Here is a 20,261-nt window from a genome sequence, read left to right on the forward strand (position 1 = left end):
TTCGTTCTCTACGAGCGCATCCTGCGCGGTCTCAGCGGTACGCGCGTCGGGGGCCGCTCCGTCGGAGCCGACTTCACCATCGAGAACGAGACGGGAGCCGGTCGATCCGTCTATCTGAACCTGACGCCGATCCCATATCTCTGGCTGCGCCGCGAGGCCGCCGGCGAGGGATACCGGGTGCTGCTCCAGTCGAGCCTTGCGTCGGTTGGCATCCGGCCCTACGCGACGGTTCTGCGCGACGGCCAGCCCGACCCGCTGATCGCTCGCGTCCAGTGGCGGAAGGACGGCGCGACCTATCTGTGCCTCGTCGCCAACCCGCTGCGCGACGCCCAGATCGACGGCATGGGAACCCTCGACGGCGTACCGACGTCGGATTCGGAGGAGATCGAAGTCGTGCTCGCCGACCCCGCCAGCGACGTCACCGACGAGCGGACCAATCGGAACCTGGGAGCCGGCAGCCGGTTCCGCCTGATATGGAACCCGCACGAAGCCGCCATCCTGCGCATCACAGCGCCCTGACCCCGGGCGCATCGGTCGAGATGAGGAGGGAAACGCGTTGGGAGACCTATTCCGCGACTACACCTTTGGCGAGGCTGAGAAGACAGAGCTCGACCGCGACGGCCACTACGTCCTGCCAGGCATCCTGACGGCGACCGCCTGCGAACGGCTCACCGAGTCGCTCTCGCGCATCGAAGACCTGCGCCGCGAGCGGGACGACAACTTCCCGAACCACCATTCGGCGGAATGCGACGAGTACCTCGCCAGCCTGATCGCGCACCCGCAACTCGTCGATCTCGCTCGGCGCGTCCTTGGCGAGGACATCCGCTACGACCACTGCGTTTCCCTGAACCGACCGGCGGGCAACGGCGGCGTCGGCTGGCACACGCACAACTACGCGCGCGAGATGCCTGAGCTCGGGTTCGTGCGGATCTTCTTCTACGTCAACGGGTTCGAACCGGACGATGGCGGGCTCAAGGTCGTGCCGGGCAGCCACGAGTTCCGGCAGCCCATCGACGCCGACGACGACGACAAGCTGCGGGGTTGGCTGTCGGAGCACCGGTGCCCGGCGACGGGCGACATCATGGAAATCGTGTCGCTGACGGCTCCGGCCGGAACCGTCGCGCTCATGTGGACGTGGGCTCTCCACGCCGTCTCGCCGCGCCGGCACGACAGCGCCACGCGCTGGACAGTCGTCTACGCCTACCGGAACCCCGGCGAGACTTCCCACGCCCGGTGGATCACCGAGGAGTTCGAGCGGAACCCGCCTCCCGGCGCGGAAAGCCTGATGCCACTCTACTGACGGCGGGCACGGAAACGCGGGGGTCGAGCCCCCGCGTTTCCGCTGGTCCGTGGCTTGGAGCTCACGGCGCTTACTCCGATTCGAGCAGCACCTCGACGCGCCGGCTGTCCTGACGACCTTCCTTGGTCGACTGAACGGCGGCCGTCTCGAAGTGACCCCGCCCGATGACGACGATCTTGTTCGACACGCCCTTGGACTTCAGGTAGTCCGCGGCGGCGTTGGCGCGCGCTTCGGAGAGCTGCAGGTTCGTCAGGTACTTGCCGCTCACGATGGGGTTGGAATCGGCGTGACCGATCACCTTGACCGTCGCGGACGGCTGTCCCTTGGCGGCTGCCGCAGCCTTGTCGAGGTCTCCCTTCGCGGCGTCGGTGAGGACTGCCTTGCCGCTGGCGAACGTGACGGTCGCCGCCTTGACGGGGATCGCCTTCGCGAGAGCGGAAGCGACCTCGGCGCGAAGCGCTTCGACGTCACCGGCGGACTTGGTGCTCAACTGCTGGAGCGTCTGCATCGCGGAGTTCTTCGCGTCATCCAACGCTGCCATGACGTCCTTGCGAACGCCGTCATCACCCGCCTTCGCGTTGTCTGCGGAAGCCTTCTTCGCAGCATCGACCGCAGCCAGGAGCTGCTGCCGAAGGGCGTCATCGGCTTCCTTCGAGTTCGCTTTGGCGGCGGCGAGCGAGTCAGCGTCGCCCTGCTCAGCGGCGGCAAGCGCCTCTTCCTTGGCGTCCTGGATCTGCTCCTTCAGACTCGCATCCGCCTTGGCGAGGTCGGCGAGTTGCGTGTTCGCTGTGGAAATGCTGGCGTCAATCGACTGGAACTTCGCCGCGTTCTCCGCCTTGTACTGATCGTACTGCGGCAGGAACTCCTTCTTCTTCAGGTTCCCGCATCCGCTGGAGACGAAGATGACGGCGAGAGAGGTGGCAAGAACCATCCCAACGGACCGCTTCATTACGCTTCCTCCTCTTGGGGAGTGGTCGGCGAGCGCCGCAATCGTAGGTACAGGGCACGATGCAACGTCCGAGCTCAGGGCAATCGGCTTGACGGCGGCTGGATGCATCGTCGGAGCATTCAGCGCAGCGCACGTGCTGCGGAGCCATTCCAAGGCGTCAAAACGGCGCATCAAGATCGTGGCTGCGGTCAGTATATGTAAACGCCACCGAATCGTCAAGCGCATACGTGTCGCGACCCGACTGCCTCCCTGGGCACGGCTCCATTGCCCCGCGCAAGCGGCAGCGCAGCCCGCCGATTTCCGAGGCGATGACGAAGAGAGGAAGCGAGTCGCACTGTCTGTTGTGCGTCTCGTGCCGTCCGGCTAGGATGCTCTCGCGGCTGAGCACGGGGTCCACGTGCTCCCCCGGGACAGGATATCACGCCGGAAAGGACATCCGCGATGCCCGTCGGAACCACCAACAGCGTCATCCCCGGAGCCGGGATGCACCACATCGCCATTCAGACGCGCGACTGGGACGCCTCTATCAAGCTCTACAACGAAGTGCTTGGAATGTCCGTCGTCGCGGAGTTCGGATCGCCCAACCGGCGCATCGTGCTGCTCGACATGGGCGACGGGAGCCACATCGAGCTCTTCGAGCCGACCGACAACAGCCCCAAGGCGGGAACCCCTGCGCCCAACGATCCGGTCATTCACTTCGCCTTGGCGACGACCGACACGCGTAGCGCCTTGGAGCGTGTGCGCGAAGCTGGCTACGAGATCACGATGGACACGCGCGACGTGGATGTCGGCGTCATGCAGATGACCATCGCCTTCTTCAAGGGGCCCAACGGCGAGGTCATCGAGTTCTTCCAGACCAACTGACCTGCGCCGTGCCCGATCCAACACCGGGCGGCGCGATCCGGTGACGCGCTGCCCATGCCCTCAGTGTCCGTGGACCCACGCCCGCCGAAGCCCCGGTTCTGGAGTATTCGCTCCCGATGAAGACCGGTTCCACGCCACTCGACCGCCCGCGCGGAGTCACGTGGCGCGCCGTGCTCATCGCCGCCGCTCTGATACCCCTGAACGCCTACTGGATCATGGACTCGGCGGGACAGAGCTACCCCACCACCGTCTCGCTCTTCTTCAATGTCATCTTCTGCATCACGCTGCTGATCCTTGTGAACCTCGGCGTCGCCCACCTGTACCCGCGCGGGGCGCTGACGCAAGGCGAGCTCCTGACGATCTACGCGATGCTCTCGCTCGCGTCCGGCATCGCCGGGCACGATTTCCTGCGCGTCCTCATCCCGATGATCCCGCACGCATTCCAGTTCGCCACGCCGGAGAACGAGTGGGCAGACCTGTTCCACGGACTCGTCCCCGACGCCATCGCCCTCAAGAACCGGGACGTCCTGACGGAGCTCTATCGCGGCGAGTCCACCGTCTACACGATGGCGCGTCTGCGCAGCCTGCTCCCGTCCACGCTCGCCTGGACGGGTTTCATGTTCGCGCTCGTCACCGTCATGCTGACGATCAACCTGTTCGTCCGTAAGCAGTGGACGGAGAACGAGAAGCTCTCGTATCCGATCATCCAACTCCCACTCGAAATGACTGGGGGAGGCGGCGTGACGGGTGTCCTGCGGCAGCCGCTGCTGTGGGTGGGGTTCGCGCTGGCTGGAGCCATGGACATCATCAACGGGTTCCACTTCCTCTATCCGGCGGTTCCGAGCCTCGGCGGAAGGCTCTACGATCTTCTGCCGCTCTTCACGTCGAAGCCGTGGAACGCCGTCGGGTGGACACCCATCGGGCTCTTCCCATTCGCCGTCGGGATGGCGTTCTTCATGCCGCTCGACCTATCCTTCTCGTGCTGGTTCTTCTTCCTCTTCTGGAAGGCGGAACGCGTCGCAGCGGCGGCGATGGGTCTGCGGAACCTGCCCGGCTTCCCGTATGTGGACGAGCAATCGCTGGGAGCCTACATCGGGCTGTGTCTCGTCGCAGTCGTGGCGACGCGTTCCCATCTGAGGACGGTCGGCAGGCGGATCATCGGACGTGGGAACCGCCAAGACGACGTAGACGAGCCCTTCTCGTACCGCGTCACGCTGGCGATCTGCCTGCTGGCGGGCGCGTACCTCTTCGGGTTCAGCCGGTACGCGGGCATGTCGGTCTGGGTGATCGGCGCGTTCTTCGCCACCTACTACGCCATCGCGCTCGCCGTGACGCGGATGCGCGCGGAGCTCGGCTCGCCGGTTCACGATCTGCACTTCATCGGGCCCGACGAGATGATGCCTCGCGTCTTCGGGACGCGCCTTCTGGGACCCCGAAACCTGACCGTCTTCGCCTACTACTTCTCGTTCAACCGGGCGCATCGCGGACACCCGATGCCCCATCAGCTCGAAGGGCTCAAGCTCGCCGACCGCGCGCGGATCGACACGCGGCGGCTCGTCCTGGCGATGCTGTTCGCCATGCTCTTCGGCATCGTATCGACCTTCTGGGCGTACTATGACATCTCCTTCCGCGAAGGCGCGCGGCAGTGGTTCGCCAACCAGCCCTTCACGCGGCTGCAGGGCTTGCTCGTGTCGCCGCGTCCTCCGGACTACGGGTCATCCCTTGCGATGCTGTTCGGTTTCGGGCAGGTTCTCGTGCTGACCGCGATGCGGATGCGCTTCGTCTGGTGGCCCTTTCACGCAGCGGGCTTCGCCATTTCGAGCAGTTGGTCGATGAACGTGTTCTGGTTCTCGATCCTCGTGAGTTCCGCCGCGAAGTGGGTTCTGCTGCGGCAGGGAGGTCTCGCGTCGCACCGACGCGCGACGCCCTTCTTCCTGGGCTTGATCATGGGCGAGTTCATCGTCGGGAGCGTGTGGAGCCTCATCGGATGTTCTCTGAACCGACCGATGTATCAGTTTCTCTACTGAGCCCGGGCGGGCGTCCGAACCGAACGATTCGGGCAGTCGCCATCGGATGGCTCGCCATCCTGCTCGCGGGGCTCTGGGCAGCGGAACCCTACCTGTCCTCGACGCCCGTCATCTGCCTGAGCCGGTGGGTTCTGCACCTGCCCTGCCCTGGCTGCGGGATGACGCGCGCCCTCGCGGCGGCAGCTCACGGAAAGTGGCGCGCGGCGGCGGAGTTCCATCCGCTGTGGGTTCTGACTCTCTCTGCGTTGGTGGTCGGCTGGGTCTTCGGAATCGGCTATACCTACCGAGGATGGCGGATTCGTCCGCACACGGTAGCCGCCATCGTCGCGACCGGTGCGGTCTCGCTCATCGCCGTCTGGGTCGTCCGCATGGTGATCTGGGCTCGGCAGGGAGAGCTTCCGGCGGGCTTTGGCGCTCCGTGAGAACCGAGGAAGGATGGCGCATCGTGAAACTGCTCGTCACGGGTGGTGCCGGTTTCATCGGATCGAACCTCGTCGATCATTTCATCGCGCGGGGGCATGAAGTCGCCGTCATTGACAGCCTCGTCCAGGGCAAGCGGAGCAACGTCAACCCGGACGCCGATTTCCACGAGCTGGACATCACCGACCCGCGCGTCGAAGACGTCGTTCGCGGCGCCGCGCCCGAAGTCATCTTCCATTACGCGGCGCAGATCGACGTACGCCGGTCAGTCGCCGACCCCATCACGGACGCGACGTGGAACATCCTCGGCACGCTGCGTGTTCTCGAAGCGGCGCGAGCCGTCGGCGTCCGCAAGATCATCTTCGCATCGACGGGCGGGGTCATCTACGGAACGCCGGACTATCTGCCAGCGGATGAGGCGCATCCTCGCCGTCCCGAAGTACCCTACGGCGTGACGAAGCGATGCGTCGAGCTCTACCTCCCGATCTACCGCGCCTTGCACGGCGTCGATTTCACGGTGCTGCGCTACGCCAACGTGTTTGGTCCCCGTCAGGACCCGGCGGGAGAGGCGGGCGTCATTGCGATCTTCACCGACCTGATGCTTCGGGGCAGGATTCCGCGCATCTTCGGAACCGGCAAGCAGACACGCGACTTCGTCTTCGTCGGGGACGTGATCCGCGCCAACGAGATGGTGCTGAACGCAGGCGGCGGTGAGATATTTAACGTCGGAACTGGTGTCCCGCGCTCCGTTCTCGAGGTTTTCGCCGCGCTGAAGTCGGCGCTCGACTTCCCGCATGATGCGGAGTTCGCCCCTGCGCGTCCCGGCGAACTCGACCATATCTATCTCGACTGCGCGAAGATCAGAGCGGAGCTGGAGTGGGAGCCGCAGGTGGGCTTCGAGGAGGCGGTGCAGCGCACGGTCGATTGGTTCCGCCGCTGATCGGTTACGATCCGTAGGGGCGACCCGACGGGTCGCCTTCGTCGTGAAACGGGCGACGCACTGCGTCGCCCCTACTCCACGTTGTCCATTGATTCGACGGACATCTACCAAACAGACCGCTGAGGGCTACTGCGGATACGGCATCCACGCGCCGCGAACACCAGTCGGGTTCACGCCATACCCTTGTCGCGCCACATCACGATGGCGTCCTCGCCGTTGTCTTGGTAGAACCCTCGCCGAATCGCCACGGGTTTGAAGCCCGCGCGCTCGTAGAGCCGCCGCGCCGTCAGGTTGCTGATGCGCACTTCGAGCGTGACGACGCGAATGTCTAGGCTTTTCATTCGCCGCAAGACGGCGTCCATCATGGCGGCGCCGATCCCCTGCCTCCGGTAGTCCGGGTGCACCGCGAAGTTCAGCACGTGGCATTCGTCGACGACCGTCCAGAAGACGGTGAAGCAGACGACACGACCGTTCAGCTTGCCCGCGAGGACATGCGAGTACTCGCGCGGATGACACACCTCCTGCGCCAGCGAGTTGTACGACCAATGCGGCGAGAATGACCGGGTCTCGATGTCGTAGATATCCGGCAAGTCCTCCTCGCGCGCGTAGCCGAAGCGCACCGAGCTCTTCGGTTCCGCTGGTTCGTCGCGGACCTCCGTCTCCCGCTCCTGCCACCATGGTCGAAGACGTCTCACGGCTGATCGGGCTCCGCCCTCTTCAGCGCACCCCAGCGCATCGTCAAGCACCCGATGCCGGGAACCGGTCTGCTAACCGGCACGGGTCTGTCGCGAATCACGGCGAGCTCGGAAAGGTCGAGGACTCGTCGCCAGATGGCGATGTCGTCCATCGCTCCGCTGAACGCCTGCCGCTGTAGATAATGGTTGCCGATAACGAGGCGGTCGCCAATGGAGAGCGGCATCGTCGCCGGAGCGTCGCCGCGCGCCCGCAACTTCCCGTCCACGTAGAATTGCACGCCCTTGCGGTCCGCCATCACAACCAATGACATCCACGCGCCGCGCGGGTAGACATCCGCCGGAGCCTCAGCATCGCCGAACCGGAGCGTCTGCTCCCGGTTCCGCGCGAGGAAGAACGCTCCTTCCGCCAGCCCCAAGTCGGCGTTCCGGGCGTCGAGCAGATAGTTCCATCGCGCGGGATCCGGATCGACCGCGTAGAGCCGCGCCGAGAACGTCATCGCCTCCATCGCGCCGAAGTCGTGGGTGACGCCGAGAAAGCTCTCCGCATCGGGCTTGAAGTCCAAAGCGCTCCCGAACCCGGCGCCGCCTGCGATCCATTCGGCGCGACCGACCCGCGTCACGACCGCGCGCGAGCTCGATAGGTCTGCCACGCGGTCGCCGCTGCCGTCGTCGCACGGCAGGTACAGGACAAGCCCGTCCAGCAGGTCAGCGGACGCTCCGGGCGCTGCCGCGATCCCGAGCAGTATTGGCAAGATGAAGCGGAGCACGACATCCCTCCGTCCGCATCGTCACACACCCGTTGCCGATGGGCAAGAATCGCATCGTCCCGGCGGGAGACGCGACGCGACGAACTTGACACTCACGTAAGGTTTGGATAGCATAGGGTCAGCCGTACGAGGTCAGCGCCCGGCTGGCGCAGACATGGGCATTCTTGCCCAGCGTCGAATGCGGGCGAACGGCTCGGAGGCGAAGTGATGTCATACCCCGACGTGAGCTTGGCGAGCCGAACGGTTGACAGCGTGTTCCTCGATGTCGCGCGGGAGCAGACCATACCCAACGCGTCGAGCGACGGTCCCGCGACCGCGCCGACGCGGAAGCGCCGACGCCAGCCGGATGCTAGCGGCGTGCCAGACACCATCTCGGCGTGGCTCCGTCGCATCGGCACTTACAAACGCCTCACCGCAATCCAAGAGCGCGAACTCGCTCGGCGCGCCCGCGACGGCGATGTCGAAGCCCAAGAGGCGCTCGTCCTCGCGAACCTGCGTCTGGTCGTCAGCATCGCCGCGCGATATCGCGGCTACAACGTGCCCTTTGCCGACCTGATCCAAGAGGGCAACATCGGCTTGATGCGCGCTGTCGAGAAGTTCGACTACCGCCGTGGATTCCGGTTCAGCACCTACGCGAGTTGGTGGATCCGCCAGTCGGTCATCCGACTGCTGAACCGATCCGCCCGTACGATTCGGTTCCCCAACTACGTGATCACTCAGATCGCCAAGTTCGACGACGCCATGCTGCGCCTGACGCAATCCCTGGGCAGGGAGCCGTCGATCGATGAGCTCGCGGTGGAACTCGCGATGCCTGCCGAGAAGGTGGAGCTCTTGGCATCCTTGCCGACCGAACCAGTCTCGCTCGACCTCGACACGAGTCGCCGCGACGACGCGTCGCTCCATCTCCGCGAGCAGATCGCCGACCCGAGCATCGAGGCTGACAACGGCTTGCCGCAGGTCGCGCTGCGCGTTCAGCTCGAGACGTTACTCCAGACGCTGACGCCCAGAGAGAGGCGCGTGCTCCGCCTTCGGTTCGGCTTGGAGGATGGCAGAGACCGCACGCTGCGCGAGATCGGCGACGAGCTGGGACTCACCCGCGAGCGCATCCGGCAGATCGAGCACGAGGCTCTGGGCAAGCTGAACGCTAGGGTCGCCGCGACGAGTCCCGATGCGCTTTGACAAGTCCGCCCGCACCGGAATACACTGACCGCACAGTCCAGACGTCCGAGGAATGCCGTCTCGTCCAAGTCGAGGCGCTCGGACGGCGCACATCAGCGAGAGACGATATGACTACCGACCGGTCCAATGGGGAGCGACTGCTGCGCATCGGCGAACTGGCGTCGCAGACCAACACGACGCTCCGCACCCTCCACTACTACGAGGAGCTCGGACTGGTCTGCCCGGAGCGCCGAACCAAGGGCGGGTTCCGGCTCTATCGTCCCGATGCGCTGGATCGCCTGCGCCTGGTGCTCCATTTGCGGGAGCTCGGTCTCGATCTGCCGCAGATCCAGGCGTTCTTGGCTGCGAAGCATGCGCCCACCGGCGCGGCGCGGGAACTGAGATCGACCATCGAGCGGGAGCTTCGACGCGTCAAGTCGCTGCTCTACCGCTACGCGGTCCTGCGCGACGAGCTCGACTCGGCGCTCGATATCGTGAAGGAATGCGAAAGGCGTCAGTGCGTACGGACACCCGGGGGATCCGCCTGCCCTGACTGCGAGGTCGTCTCGGACCGCGAATGCGTCCCCACCACCTTCATGTCGCTGCCCCAGACCGGCTGACGGACCACTCCCCGGGCGACACACGATGCGCCAGGCTGCCGATGCGACGGTCGTCGAAGTCATCGCGCTCAACGCCGAAGACGCTCGGCGCGCATGCGACGGCGGAGCCGACCGCATCGAGGTCTGCGGCTCGATGGCTGACGACGGCACGACGCCATCTTCAGGAGTCTTGGGAGCGATCCTAGCCCTCGACCTGCCGATACGGACGATGGCAATGGTTCGCCCGCGAGGCGGGGGTTTCGTCTACACGCCTGCCGAGATCGCCCAGATGACACGCTCGATCCGTTCCTTCCGGGCGCTGGGAGTCGACGGCGTCGTGTTCGGCTGTCTCACTCCAAGCGGCGACATCGATGTTCCGAGCCTCCGCGAGCTGATGGCGGAATGCGCGAGCCTGTCGGTCACCTTCCATCGCGCCCTCGACTCCGTCTCCCGACTCGCCGGCGCGTTGAAGATACTGCGTGAATGCGGCGTCTCGCGCGTTCTGACGCTGGGCTATCCGTGCGGCAGCGCACGGCAGGTCACAGACGCGGACGCCGTGTTGGGCACGTCTCGCATCGCGCAAGGATCGCCAGCGGTCATGACGGGCGGCTGGATCGAGCCGGAGACGACTCGGAGGCTGGTCGAAGGCGGCATCCGGGAGTTCCACTTCGGCAGAGCGGTGCGCGGGGAAGACGGCTACGCGTCGCCGGTGGACCCGGCGAGAGTCGCCGAGTGGCGGGGCATCCTGTCGGGCTAGAACTGGAAGTAGATGAACGGCACGACGTCCGTCGAGTGGAACCGATAGACGAGCAGCGTCGCGGCGACGAGCGCCGCCGCCTGAGCGGGAGCCGGCAGCCGCACGAACCCCTCGCGCAGACGGTTCACCCACGACGAACGCATCCCGTTCCCCGCCGCCACTAGGATGAGCAGCGCGTACGCCGTCAGGGGTACGTTCGCCAGACCCGCCCCGCCGTAGACCAACCGCGACAAGACCTCGACCACGCTTCCGAAGGTCGGAGCGCGGAACACGACCCAGCCCAGACAGACGAAGTGGAACGTCAGGACGATGCCGACGCCGCGACGCCATCCGGTCAACGGCTTGGCGCCACGAGCTCGCTGCCAGGCTCGGGTCGTCGCCAACGCCCCGCCGTGCAGGGCTCCCCACACGACGAACGTCCATGCCGCGCCGTGCCACAAGCCGCCGAGCAGCATGACGATCGCGAGGTTGGCGTAGGTTCGAGCGTTCCCTTTCCGCGAGCCGCCCAGCGGGATGTAGAGGTAGTCCCGGAGCCATGTCGAAAGTGTGATGTGCCAGCGGCGCCAAAAGTCTTGGAGGTTCGAGGCGGCATACGGGCGGTCGAAGTTCGTCGGCAGATGGAACCCCAGCAGCATCGCCGACCCGATGGCGATATCGCTGTAGCCGGAGAAGTCGCAGTAGATCTGCGCCGCATAGGCGTAGATACCCATCAGCGTTTCGGTTCCCGTGTACTGCTCCGGCGCGGAGAAGACGCGATCCGCCAGGTTGATCGCCAGATAGTCCGCGATGACGATCTTCTTCGTGAACCCGATCAGGCAGAACCAGAGCCCGCGCAACCGCAGGTCGGCGTCCAGGTCCGCGCGCGCGGAGAGCTGAGGCAGGAAGTCCTTCGCACGGACGATGGGTCCGGCGACCAATTGCGGGAAAAATGCGACGAACAGCGCGAACTTCCAGAACGACCGCGTCGGTTCCACCTCGCGACGATACACGTCGATGGTGTAGCTCAACGACTGGAACGTGTAGAACGAGATGCCCACCGGCAGAATCAGATCGGGAACCGCGATGGACCAGCCGAGCCCCAGCCGATCCGATGCCGCCTGCGCGCTCGTCGCCGCGAACCCCAGGTATTTGAATGTGAACAGCAGCCCTAGGTTTGCCGCGAGCGAGATGACGAGGGCAGCGGTTCTGCCCCGGGACGTGTGCGCAGCGTCGATCGCCAGCGCCGCCATGTAGTCGATCACGGTGGACGCCAGGATCAGTCCGAGGAACCAGGCGTTCCACGAGCCGTAGAAAAAATAGCTCGCCGCGAGCAGCAGCAGTATGCGGGGGGTCTTGGTTCGTACGAGGAGCCAGTACGCGACGTACACGACGATGAAGAAGGCGACGTATCGAACGCTATTGAACAGCATGGCTGCTGTTTTGCGCGGCGAGGGCAGCCGGGCTCGCGTCCAGATGCGCGGCGAAAGCCGCTAGAAGGGATTGATAGAGCATCGCGCCCATGCGATCCATGCCGCGCGGCGTCGGGTGCACCAGATCGGGGCCCGCCAGCGGAGGATCCGCCGCGAACCACGCCGCCATGGAGTTCGCTCCGCCCATTGCCGTGTAAGCATCCCAGAACGCCCAACCGTGTTCCCCGGCGGCGAGACGCTGCGCGGCGACGAGGCGCGGCACCGAGGGCTTCGTCACGAACCGACCGTCGGATGCGCGGACCGCGCGGTCGAGCGCGCTCATCAGGAGGTACGACGCGCCGGGAGCCGCCTGCCGGATCCGTTCCAGGGCTCGTCCGATGCTGCGAGCCGTCGACTCGACATCGATGTTGTCCGCCGAGGTCTGGTTCGCGCCAAACGAGAGGATGATCAGGCTCGGCTGACGCCACGCGAATTGCTCTCGCCAGTGCCGCTCGTCGATTCGCAGCAGTTGAGTCACGACGGCGGAGCGCTGTCCGATGTTGTCGACGATGACGCCGCTCGGAGCGCTCTCGAGAGAGATGCCCAGGAGCCTGAACAGCCCTTCGCCTCGTGGGACGATGCGGAGCTCCCGCGCCATGTTGGAGACCTCGAACCGCCGGAACGTGGAACGCGGCGAGGGCGAACGGGACGAGTAGACCCCCTGCGATGCGTTGTTGATGAAAACCTCGTAGTCCGCTCCGGACGGATGCTCGTAAAGCGCGAGTTCGACGACGCTGGGTGCGACCTCGAACGGTGTCGGCGGGTTCAGGTCGTAGGTGACCGCCGTCCCGTCGAACGGCGGCTCGGCGACCAGGGCGCACCCACCGAGCCCCAGAATTCCGTCGGGGTCGGGATCGCGCTGGATGCGCTGTTCGTGCCACGCGCCTTCGACCTCAATCCCGATGCCTCGCCGCTGCTCGCCCGGCATCAGCTCGGGCAGGACGTAGCCAAGCCCGGCATTGCCGAACCGCCCCTGCAGGCGTCGCCGCAGCGTGCTGGTGATCAGGTCGCTCTCGATCAGCGAATCGCCGATGTGGACGACGCGAGTCGGCTGCGCAGTCTTCTGGAACGCCGTTCGAGCGAGCGACCGGAAGAACCCGTCAAGCGTCTCGACGCCCTCGATGGGCTGGACGCTGCCGACGGGTTTCGGGGACGCCTGACGCGTCGGTTGAGGCGGCATCGGCGGCGCGGCGCGCTCCGGCAGCGCGGTCGGAGAAGCCAGCGCAGCGGGTTCCACGGCGGCGCGTGCCCGTGGTGCGCTGAATCCCGATCGCGTGGCGTTCGATGTCCCGCGAGCGCTGTTTCTCGGGCGCCTCAGGTCGCGTTCATCAGTAAAGTGCGTCGCGATTCGCGCTTCGATGTCCTGCGTCGGAGCTTCGATCGCGGCGTCATCGAGGATCACGACCTCCGATTGGGACGGCGCGATGAACCCCAACCCCCGTACGGACTCCCACGGAGGCAGGAGGGCGGTCCCTCGCGCCGCCGGGATCGCGTAGTAGACCCCGATCGACGCCAGATACAGCAGCAACACCAGGGACGCTCGGTTGAGCAGAGGTCGAGAGGAAGATCGGGAGCGCAAGTGATACACACTCCAGCGCTGTACGGCGTGACACGTCGTGTGTATGATGAGACAATAGCGATCATCCGGCAAGCCGACTTCAGTGCGCCTCAGCAGCGCCGTAACGGAGGGATTGTCATGGTTCGGATTGGCATCGTCGGGATCGGATTCATGGGCAAGACGCACTACGGGGCGGCAAAGTCGGTTCGGAACGGAGCCGTGACGGCGATCTGCACGCGTGACGCCAAGAAGCTCGCGGGCGACTGGACCGGCATTCAGGGCAACTTCGGCGGGGCAGGCGGCATGGAAGACCTGTCGGCAGTCAAGAAGTACGCCGACGTCGCCGACCTGCTCGCGGACCCCCACATCGATCTGGTGGACATCTGCCTGCCGACGGCGCTCCACAAGGACGTGACGATCCAAGCGTTCAACGCCGGCAAGCATGTCCTGCTGGAGAAGCCCATCACCGTCGAGCTGAGCGACGCCGACGAGATGGTCGCCGCCGCCGACCGATCCGGGAAGAAGTTCTTCGTCGGGCAGGTGCTGCGGCTGTGGCCCGAGTTCGCCTACATCAAGCAGGTCAACGACAGCGGCGAGTACGGGAAGCTGATCGGCGCCAACTTCAAGCGGATCATCTCAGAGCCGACGTGGGGTGCAAACTGGTTCAGCGACCTCGCCAAGTCCGGCGGGCCCGGCATCGATCTGCACATCCACGACTCGGACTTCGTCAACTACCTGCTCGGCATGCCGGATCGCGTCTACTCACGAGGCATCCTCGCAGGCGAGCGGTTCGGCAAGTACGTCACGACCCACTACATCTACGACGACCGCGATCTGACTATCACCGCCCAGTGCGGAGCCATCGCGATGAAGGGCAGACCCTTCGAGCACGGCTTCGACGCCTACTTCGAAAAGGCGACGCTCCAGTACAACTCGACCTGGGGGAACCCGCTCTGCGTCGTGACATCCGATGGCATCGTCGAACCGGAGATGCCCAGCGGCGACGCCTTCGCCCAGGAGCTGCAATACGCCATCGACACGATCCTGAACGACTCCGAGCCGGAGCTCTTGTCCGGGCAGTCGGCGCGCGACTCGTTGGCGCTCTGCTGGCGGGAGATCGAGTCGATCCGCACAGGAACCATCGTTCCGGTGTGATGGGGTCTAGTCGATCCGGTCGATGACGGCGATGTAGGGCGGACCGTCCGTGTCGATGGTGCGCCGAAGCCGCCATCCGGTTCCGTCGAGAATCGAAACGAGCTCCTCCCGCGACACGAACAGGTAGTCGAACCAGTTCCCCACGTACTCTTTGTAGCGGACGCGGATGCGGATCTGCCCGCCCATGCGCCCGCGAGTGCGGTTCCGTTCGTGGTAGGCGAGATGTGCCGGATTGTCGGTGTTGTAGGGATCGACCGTCTCAGCGACGATCCGCGCTCCGGCAACCGTGATCCGGCGGAACCGGGCGAGTAGACGCCTCGCCTTGTCGAACCCGCCGAACAGACCGAAGTTGTTGCCCAGCATGACGACCGTGTCGAAGCACCCGAGCTCGGGTCTGACGCGCTCGATGGGAACCACTCGCGCATCGCGGACGCCCCGGCGGCGGCACACCTCGACGGCGAGCGGCGACGCGTCGATGCCGACGACTTCGTGACCCTTCCCCTGCAGGTGGAGGGCAGCTCTTCCCGCCCCGCAGCCGACGTCGAGAACGCGACCGCACACGAAGCGCATCGCCTTCCTCTGGTGCGGGGGCCACTTCGGGTAAGGAGCGAAATACGGTGCGGGGCCGCCCGAAAGGTCCATGTAGCCGTCGTCACGCTCGATCGCTTCGAAGCCTTCGCCCTTCTCGAGGTGGTCGAGCATCTCCTTGCCGAACGCGTCTTGGTCGGGTCGCATGGCTGATTCCCCCTGCGCCGGCGCCTCCGATACGGTTCCCATCCATACTCTAGCCATCGACTTGCATTGCCACAACTCCGTAATCTACTCTTGATACACCTAACCACCAAGGAGGAGGGATATGTCACTCCGGAACATCGGTATCGGTGTCGTTCTCGTGGGCTTCGGGCTTGCACTGACGGCAGCAGCCGAGACCCCGTTCGAGTTCAAGAAGTGGAAGAAGGGTGAGAACCTCGTCGTCGGCGGCGACTTCGAGGAGCTCACTGTCGCAGGCGCCAACCTCAACGCCAAGGACGGCAAGAAGGCTTGGACCCTCGAAGACGGCAAGTGCTGCGATCGCGGCGCTGAGTACAAGTGGGAGATCGCCAAGGACGAGAAGCACGGCGGCGACCGGTCGCTGCGCGTGATCGGCGTCAAAGCCAGCGGAACCGACTGGCACGCCAAGGTGCGCCACGACAGCACGTCGATGCGCGGCGGCTCCGAGTACACCGTCGCCTTTTGGGCGAAGGCGGATGCTGCGCGAACCGTCGCCCTGAGCGTCCAGCTCCAGCACGACCCCTGGACATTCTTCCAGGGCGGCGACTTCAGCCTTACCAAGGAATGGGCGGAATACACCAAGACCTTCACGGCTCCCCAGGACATAGACAAGGACATGTGGGTCGGTCTGGCGATCGCCAAGACGGACCAGAGCTTCTGGATCGACGACTTCCGCTTCTGGGAAGGGAAGCTCGACGACGAGATCCGATCCGACCCCAAGCCCCGCGCCGTCGATCCCAGCGGCAAGACCGCGACGGTCTGGGCAGACCTCAAGTACTGAGCCCATCGGCACCGTCGCACGACAGGACTTCCCCGAGACCGTGGGGAAGTCCTTGTCGTCTGCGCATTTGCATCGCGATTGACCCGCCCCGTCCGCTCCCCTATACTCGACCTCGGAACCGCCCAGCGATCCGATGCGCTCGACACCGGAGCGATGCGCCATGCCAAGATTCGTCCGCTTTCTCGGCAACGATGGTACACCCACCTGGGGCGAGGTCCACTCCGCCGACGACGACAGCGGCGCGACCGGAGCGCTTCTGCGGTCGGTTCCGCCCGAGCGCGACCCCAACTACTTCTCCCGTCTCATGGACGCCTTCGCCGCCGGCGGAACCGGACCGACCTTCCACGTCGAGCCCGGCATGATCCTCCCGCCGGTCAGCCAACCTTCGATGATCCTCGCCATCGGCTTCAACTATGGCGACCACCTCGAAGAGATCAACGCGCTCAACGAGGCAGAGGGCAAGGCGCTCGTCCCCCATCCGACGGAACCGACCGTCTTCGCCAAGTTCCCGGGCTCCGTGATCGGCCACGACGACGCTATCGTTATCCCCCACATGGCGCCGAACAAAGTCGACTACGAGGCGGAGCTCGCCGTCGTCATCGGCAGAGCCGCCAAGAACGTCCAGCCCGAGCGCGCCTTGGAGCACGTCGCGTTCTATACCTGCGGACACGATGTCAGCGCCCGCGACGCCCAGCTCGAAGCCCCCAACAACCAGTGGCTGCGCGGCAAGTCGTTCGACAGCTTCTGCCCCTTGGGACCCTTCGCCGTGACGGGAATCGACCCGGGCAGCCTCGACATCCGCCTCATCCTGAACGGCAACGCCATGCAGTCATCGAACACGCGGAATCTCATTTTCAGCGTGCCGTTCCTCATCTCCTACCTCAGCCACAACACGACGCTCCTGCCGGGAACCGTCATCATGACGGGAACGCCGGGCGGCGTGGGCCACTCGATGAACCCGCCCGTCTACCTGCAGCCGGGAGATGTCGTCGAGGTGGATATCGCTGAGATCGGCAGGCTGCGGAACGTCGTCGCGGACGACAGCTACGCCGGCGCGGTTCCCAAGAGCTGGTTCGCCGGACGTGCAGAACCCGCCGACGACGCGGGCGCGTACGGCGTCAGCGACGGCAGCCAGACGTACGACGACAGCGCGGCGTACGACGCGGCTCAGGAGGAACAGGAGCAGTAGAGAGCGGCTAGCGGCGGAAACGCCTGAGAATCGGCGCGACAGCGTCCACCGGAATCGCGTCGCCGGTGGGCTTCTTCTCGTACTCGAGCAGGAACGCGAGGATGATCCCGCCGATGATCGCGGTCGATCCCCCGATGCGGAACACGTAGGGCAGTCCGAGATGCTCGGCGATGTAGCCGCCGAGCGGCGGGCCCACGACGTTTCCGACGCCGAAGGCGAGGTTGAGTATACCAAACGCCGATCCGTGGTCTTCCGGATCGACCAGATCGGTCATCAGCGCGACGCCCACCGTGAAGCCGGAGAAGCCCAGCCCCCACAGCAGTTGAGCGAACACGATCCAGGGCACGCCCGGCGCGAAGCCGATGAGCGTCCACCGGAAGCCCGCCGAGAAGAACGCCACGAGCAGGATGGGCTTCCTGCCCCATCGGTCGGACGCCAAACCCAGCAGAATCAGCGTTGGTATCTCAGCGAGCGTCATGATCCCGTAGATGATGCCGACCCATCGCGGGGGAAGGTGGTACGTCTCGTTGAGGTGATTCGAGAAGAACTGGAAGCACATCGAGCCGCCGATGGAGCTGATCGCCTGGCACGCGTAGAGGACCTTCAGGTTCCTCCGATTCAGGACGCGCTTCCATCCGCCCTTCGGTGACGGCTTGCGGTGCGAGTGCGGAAGGTCGCGGACCCAGATCGCTGTCACGACCAGGCATAGGAGATAGACGCCTGCGCCGGTGAGGAAGACCGCGCGGTAGGACGAGTCGGTGCTGACGATCGGCACGAGGATGAAGCTGGCGAAGGCGTAGCCGATGCTCCCGGCGATGCGGAACTGCCCGAACTGCCTGCCCTTCGTCGAACCATCCAGCGTGGCGGTGACCAGCGCGTTCAGGTTCACGTTGTAGGCGATCAAGCTCAGCCCGTCGATGGCAGTGATGACGGCAAGCTCAAGGAACGACTTGCCGACGAGGAACAACGCCGTCGAAACACTGGCGCAGGCGAATCCGCCTAGCAGCCAGACCTTCTGCCGTCCGCTCCGGTCCGACGCAGACCCGAAGACGAGCGGCATCGCGAGCCCCAGGATCGACCGGACGAACCCGAGCCAGCCGATCTGTTCCCAGGACAGACCGATGTGGGGCTCACGGAAGTAGATGGCTCGCAGGGGGAAGAGGATCGCCCAACCGACATTGTAGAGCGACAGGAGCGTCCACGACGCCATGTAGATACTGCGCCGCAGATCGGGTGGTAAGCTTGGTTCCGACTGCCGGTCGTCCGGGAGCACGCCGGTTCCTCTCTAGCCGTCTCGCCCGTCGGCGACGGTGAGGGGAATCATAGCGTACATGCGCCCGGAGCGTCGGGAAACTTCGGACAAACAAGCGCTAGCCGCGGCGCGTAACCTTGCTCGCGAAAATGCTGATCAGCCCGCCCAACATGAAGTACCCCAGTATGACCTCCAGCGTAACCCAGACTTGTGCCGCACTATTCGCTGGCGTGATGTCGCCGAAGCCGAGCGTGGTGAAGGCAACGATGCTGAAGTAGTAGGGAGCGAACCAGTTCGATACCACAGTATCAGCCGACATACGCAGCTCCGGGTCCATGGCGGCAAGAATGCTTGTAGATGGCTCCCACGCTAGCCATGTAGGGCATGAGAACGGAGCGTAGACCAGCCCGAACAGTAAGGGGATCACGAGGGCCCAAAAGGACCACAGCAACCAACTCCGGCCATAGTCGCAGGTCCATCGCCACACCCCCGCCCAGAAGGGATATCTCTCCCGATTTGCGCGCAGGAACTCATGGTCCGCAATGTAGCGTCGGAACAGCGGGTCGTTTGAGCTGTCGATGTACTCAGGGCTCAGCCAGAACTGCGTTGCCGATCGCTCTGCCTTCGTAGCTTCCCCCCTCCGTCTCTGGTCGCCAGCCGCGCCACCGCCCTTCTGACGTGGCACGTCGTGTCTCGACGGATCGGGGTGCCTCAGTCTTTGATGTGAGTCGCGAGCTGTCGACAGGGCTTGCGGTTCGGACGGGCCGAACCAATTCCGCAAGAGACTCATGTTTCGCAAGCGACTCATGCACGTGCTCATGCACGTGTCTGGTCTGAATCGGACACCTTTGAACAAGCCCGGCCGCTTGAACCAGGCCACCGCGAAGCTGGCGCGCCACCAGATCGTGACATCCTCGAACCGGGCCCCGTTGTAGTCGTCGGACTCGAATCGCGCACCGTCAAACTGGACATCACCGAACGTTGACCGGCTGAATTGCGCCTCGGCCGAGAACCGTGTGTTCGCGAAGCTTGTCGGAGCGTAAAACGTGCAGTCACAGAAGCTGGCGAGAGTGCGGAAAGAGCAGCTGTCGAAGGACACCGTATCTCTGAATGTGCAGAGCGTGAATGACACTTTGTCCAGGAAGGTGCACTCGCTGAATGACACTTTGTCCAGGAAGGTGCACTCGCTGAAGGCGAGTACGCCGTCAAAGTTGACTCTGCACGCCAAGAACGCCTGACAGGAAAGCACGTTTCGGTCGTCGCATCCGCCCACGACCTGGCAGTCCGCCAACCTGATGCTGAGGCATTCAGGATCTGCCATCGCTTGGGCAATCTGCTCAGATGCCACGGTCTCCTGGTAGTTCTCGAAATGGTATGCCAAGTGCTTCCGCCTCCGTGGCGATGGGATCGGTGTAGTGCAGTGCGCGCTCAAACGATGCGGGTTGGCCTGTTGACGATGGCCGCGCGTCGGTCGGGCTTTGCCCCGGCGTGAGACGCATGCTAGAACATCGCTGCCGGGGGAGGATAGGGTCCGGTGGCTCTGCTGGTCTTCAAAACCAGTTGCGGGCGTCAACCGTCCGCGGTGGGTTCGACTCCCACCCTCTCCCGCCACGCCGTCACGCCGTCACGCC

19 protein-coding genes and 1 tRNA gene are annotated in these 20,261 nt (G+C 64.9%); 12 read left to right on the forward strand and 8 right to left on the reverse strand.

The genetic code is table 11. The features are described from left to right. Positions 1–529 precede the first annotated feature (529 nt). Positions 530–1,300 carry a phytanoyl-CoA dioxygenase family protein gene (locus FJZ36_11845; protein ID MBM3215594.1) on the forward strand — a complete coding sequence of 257 codons (771 nt, stop codon included), beginning with the start codon at positions 530–532 and terminating at the stop codon, positions 1,298–1,300. A 70-nt stretch (positions 1,301–1,370) separates the two neighbouring features. Here the strand turns inward: FJZ36_11845 and FJZ36_11850 are convergent, their stop codons facing one another. Continuing rightward, positions 1,371–2,474: a hypothetical protein gene (locus FJZ36_11850; GenBank protein MBM3215595.1), complete on the reverse strand. Its 1,104-nt coding sequence runs from the start codon at positions 2,472–2,474 to the stop codon at positions 1,371–1,373. Positions 2,475–2,690: 216 nt separating this feature from the next. Between FJZ36_11850 and FJZ36_11855 the strand changes: the two genes are divergently transcribed. The 4 genes from FJZ36_11855 to FJZ36_11870 all read left to right on the forward strand — a co-directional run bounded on the left by FJZ36_11855 (position 2,691) and on the right by FJZ36_11870 (position 6,500). Beyond that, positions 2,691–3,113, forward strand: coding sequence for a VOC family protein (locus FJZ36_11855; protein MBM3215596.1), 423 nt, complete (start codon positions 2,691–2,693; stop codon positions 3,111–3,113). A 116-nt stretch (positions 3,114–3,229) separates the two neighbouring features. Beyond that, positions 3,230–5,140 carry a hypothetical protein gene (locus FJZ36_11860; GenBank protein ID MBM3215597.1) on the forward strand — a complete coding sequence of 637 codons (1,911 nt, stop codon included), beginning with the start codon at positions 3,230–3,232 and terminating at the stop codon, positions 5,138–5,140. Continuing rightward, entirely contained in the window at positions 5,101–5,562 is a 462-nt protein-coding gene (locus FJZ36_11865; GenBank protein ID MBM3215598.1) for a DUF2752 domain-containing protein, read from the forward strand. The genes FJZ36_11860 and FJZ36_11865 overlap by 40 nt, the downstream gene beginning before the upstream one ends. Positions 5,563–5,585: 23 nt before the next feature. Continuing rightward, complete coding sequence (locus FJZ36_11870) at positions 5,586–6,500, forward strand: NAD-dependent epimerase/dehydratase family protein (GenBank protein ID MBM3215599.1); 915 nt, start codon at positions 5,586–5,588, stop codon at positions 6,498–6,500. Between the two features lie 170 nt (positions 6,501–6,670). Here FJZ36_11870 and rimI read toward each other — a convergent pair whose 3' ends face one another. Further along, positions 6,671–7,246 carry a ribosomal-protein-alanine N-acetyltransferase gene (rimI, locus tag FJZ36_11875; GenBank protein ID MBM3215600.1) on the reverse strand — a complete coding sequence of 192 codons (576 nt, stop codon included), beginning with the start codon at positions 7,244–7,246 and terminating at the stop codon, positions 6,671–6,673. Further along, on the reverse strand, positions 7,192–7,962 hold the full coding sequence (locus FJZ36_11880) for a LamG domain-containing protein (GenBank protein MBM3215601.1): 771 nt from the start codon (positions 7,960–7,962) through the stop codon (positions 7,192–7,194). Before FJZ36_11880 ends, rimI begins: the two co-directional genes overlap by 55 nt. Before the next feature lie 207 nt (positions 7,963–8,169). Here FJZ36_11880 and FJZ36_11885 point away from each other — a divergent pair, with 207 nt between their 5' ends. From FJZ36_11885 to FJZ36_11895, 3 genes are all read left to right on the forward strand, one after another. Next, the gene (locus tag FJZ36_11885) at positions 8,170–9,141 is read left to right on the forward strand and encodes a sigma-70 family RNA polymerase sigma factor (GenBank protein ID MBM3215602.1); all 972 of its coding nucleotides are present in this window, start codon (positions 8,170–8,172) and stop codon (positions 9,139–9,141) included. A 107-nt stretch (positions 9,142–9,248) separates the two neighbouring features. Beyond that, positions 9,249–9,740 carry a MerR family transcriptional regulator gene (locus tag FJZ36_11890; GenBank protein MBM3215603.1) on the forward strand — a complete coding sequence of 164 codons (492 nt, stop codon included), beginning with the start codon at positions 9,249–9,251 and terminating at the stop codon, positions 9,738–9,740. Between the two features lie 25 nt (positions 9,741–9,765). Continuing rightward, positions 9,766–10,476 carry a copper homeostasis protein CutC gene (locus tag FJZ36_11895; GenBank protein MBM3215604.1) on the forward strand — a complete coding sequence of 237 codons (711 nt, stop codon included), beginning with the start codon at positions 9,766–9,768 and terminating at the stop codon, positions 10,474–10,476. On the opposite strand, the gene FJZ36_11900 is transcribed toward FJZ36_11895, so the two are convergent. After that, on the reverse strand, positions 10,473–11,885 hold the full coding sequence (locus FJZ36_11900) for an MBOAT family protein (GenBank protein ID MBM3215605.1): 1,413 nt from the start codon (positions 11,883–11,885) through the stop codon (positions 10,473–10,475). The genes FJZ36_11895 and FJZ36_11900 overlap by 4 nt on opposite strands. Further along, positions 11,872–13,455: a hypothetical protein gene (locus tag FJZ36_11905; GenBank protein MBM3215606.1), complete on the reverse strand. Its 1,584-nt coding sequence runs from the start codon at positions 13,453–13,455 to the stop codon at positions 11,872–11,874. The genes FJZ36_11900 and FJZ36_11905 overlap by 14 nt, the downstream gene beginning before the upstream one ends. A 165-nt stretch (positions 13,456–13,620) precedes the next feature. Between FJZ36_11905 and FJZ36_11910 the strand changes: the two genes are divergently transcribed. Next, entirely contained in the window at positions 13,621–14,637 is a 1,017-nt protein-coding gene (locus FJZ36_11910; GenBank protein MBM3215607.1) for a Gfo/Idh/MocA family oxidoreductase, read from the forward strand. 6 nt (positions 14,638–14,643) lie between these two features. On the opposite strand, the gene FJZ36_11915 is transcribed toward FJZ36_11910, so the two are convergent. Then, complete coding sequence (locus FJZ36_11915; GenBank protein ID MBM3215608.1) at positions 14,644–15,429, reverse strand: class I SAM-dependent methyltransferase; 786 nt, start codon at positions 15,427–15,429, stop codon at positions 14,644–14,646. 64 nt (positions 15,430–15,493) lie between these two features. On the opposite strand from FJZ36_11915, the gene FJZ36_11920 reads away from it, so the two are divergent. Both FJZ36_11920 and FJZ36_11925 read left to right on the forward strand, forming a co-directional pair. Beyond that, a complete protein-coding gene (locus FJZ36_11920) occupies positions 15,494–16,189 on the forward strand; it encodes a hypothetical protein (GenBank protein MBM3215609.1) in 696 nt (231 codons plus the stop codon). 133 nt (positions 16,190–16,322) lie between these two features. After that, positions 16,323–17,378 (forward strand): fumarylacetoacetate hydrolase family protein, encoded by a 1,056-nt coding sequence (locus tag FJZ36_11925; protein ID MBM3215610.1) that lies wholly within the window; start codon positions 16,323–16,325, stop codon positions 17,376–17,378. A 7-nt stretch (positions 17,379–17,385) separates the two neighbouring features. Here FJZ36_11925 and FJZ36_11930 read toward each other — a convergent pair whose 3' ends face one another. Beyond that, entirely contained in the window at positions 17,386–18,651 is a 1,266-nt protein-coding gene (locus FJZ36_11930) for an MFS transporter (GenBank protein ID MBM3215611.1), read from the reverse strand. A gap of 97 nt (positions 18,652–18,748) precedes the next feature. Next, on the reverse strand, positions 18,749–20,011 hold the full coding sequence (locus FJZ36_11935; GenBank protein MBM3215612.1) for a potassium channel family protein: 1,263 nt from the start codon (positions 20,009–20,011) through the stop codon (positions 18,749–18,751). Between the two features lie 135 nt (positions 20,012–20,146). On the opposite strand from FJZ36_11935, the gene FJZ36_11940 reads away from it, so the two are divergent. Further along, positions 20,147–20,241 (forward strand) — tRNA-Sec (locus tag FJZ36_11940). Positions 20,242–20,261: the final 20 nt, after the last annotated feature.

This window comes from Candidatus Poribacteria bacterium, from assembly GCA_016866785.1.
Taxonomy (GTDB): domain Bacteria; phylum Poribacteria; class WGA-4E.

What these genes read in the sequence shown, in the direction of transcription:
- FJZ36_11850 (MBM3215595.1), bottom strand. Translation starts at nt 2,474, where the DNA reads ATGCGCTTGACGATTCGGTGGCGTTTACATATACTGACCGCAGCCACG.
- FJZ36_11855 (MBM3215596.1), top strand. Translation starts at nt 2,691, where the DNA reads ATGCCCGTCGGAACCACCAACAGCGTCATCCCCGGAGCCGGGATGCAC.
- FJZ36_11860 (MBM3215597.1), top strand. Translation starts at nt 3,230, where the DNA reads ATGAAGACCGGTTCCACGCCACTCGACCGCCCGCGCGGAGTCACGTGG.
- FJZ36_11865 (MBM3215598.1), top strand. Translation starts at nt 5,101, where the DNA reads ATGTTCTCTGAACCGACCGATGTATCAGTTTCTCTACTGAGCCCGGGC.
- FJZ36_11885 (MBM3215602.1), top strand. Translation starts at nt 8,170, where the DNA reads ATGTCATACCCCGACGTGAGCTTGGCGAGCCGAACGGTTGACAGCGTG.
- FJZ36_11890 (MBM3215603.1), top strand. Translation starts at nt 9,249, where the DNA reads ATGACTACCGACCGGTCCAATGGGGAGCGACTGCTGCGCATCGGCGAA.
- FJZ36_11895 (MBM3215604.1), top strand. Translation starts at nt 9,766, where the DNA reads ATGCGCCAGGCTGCCGATGCGACGGTCGTCGAAGTCATCGCGCTCAAC.
- FJZ36_11900 (MBM3215605.1), bottom strand. Translation starts at nt 11,885, where the DNA reads ATGCTGTTCAATAGCGTTCGATACGTCGCCTTCTTCATCGTCGTGTAC.
- FJZ36_11910 (MBM3215607.1), top strand. Translation starts at nt 13,621, where the DNA reads ATGGTTCGGATTGGCATCGTCGGGATCGGATTCATGGGCAAGACGCAC.
- FJZ36_11915 (MBM3215608.1), bottom strand. Translation starts at nt 15,429, where the DNA reads ATGGCTAGAGTATGGATGGGAACCGTATCGGAGGCGCCGGCGCAGGGG.
- FJZ36_11920 (MBM3215609.1), top strand. Translation starts at nt 15,494, where the DNA reads ATGTCACTCCGGAACATCGGTATCGGTGTCGTTCTCGTGGGCTTCGGG.
- FJZ36_11925 (MBM3215610.1), top strand. Translation starts at nt 16,323, where the DNA reads ATGCGCTCGACACCGGAGCGATGCGCCATGCCAAGATTCGTCCGCTTT.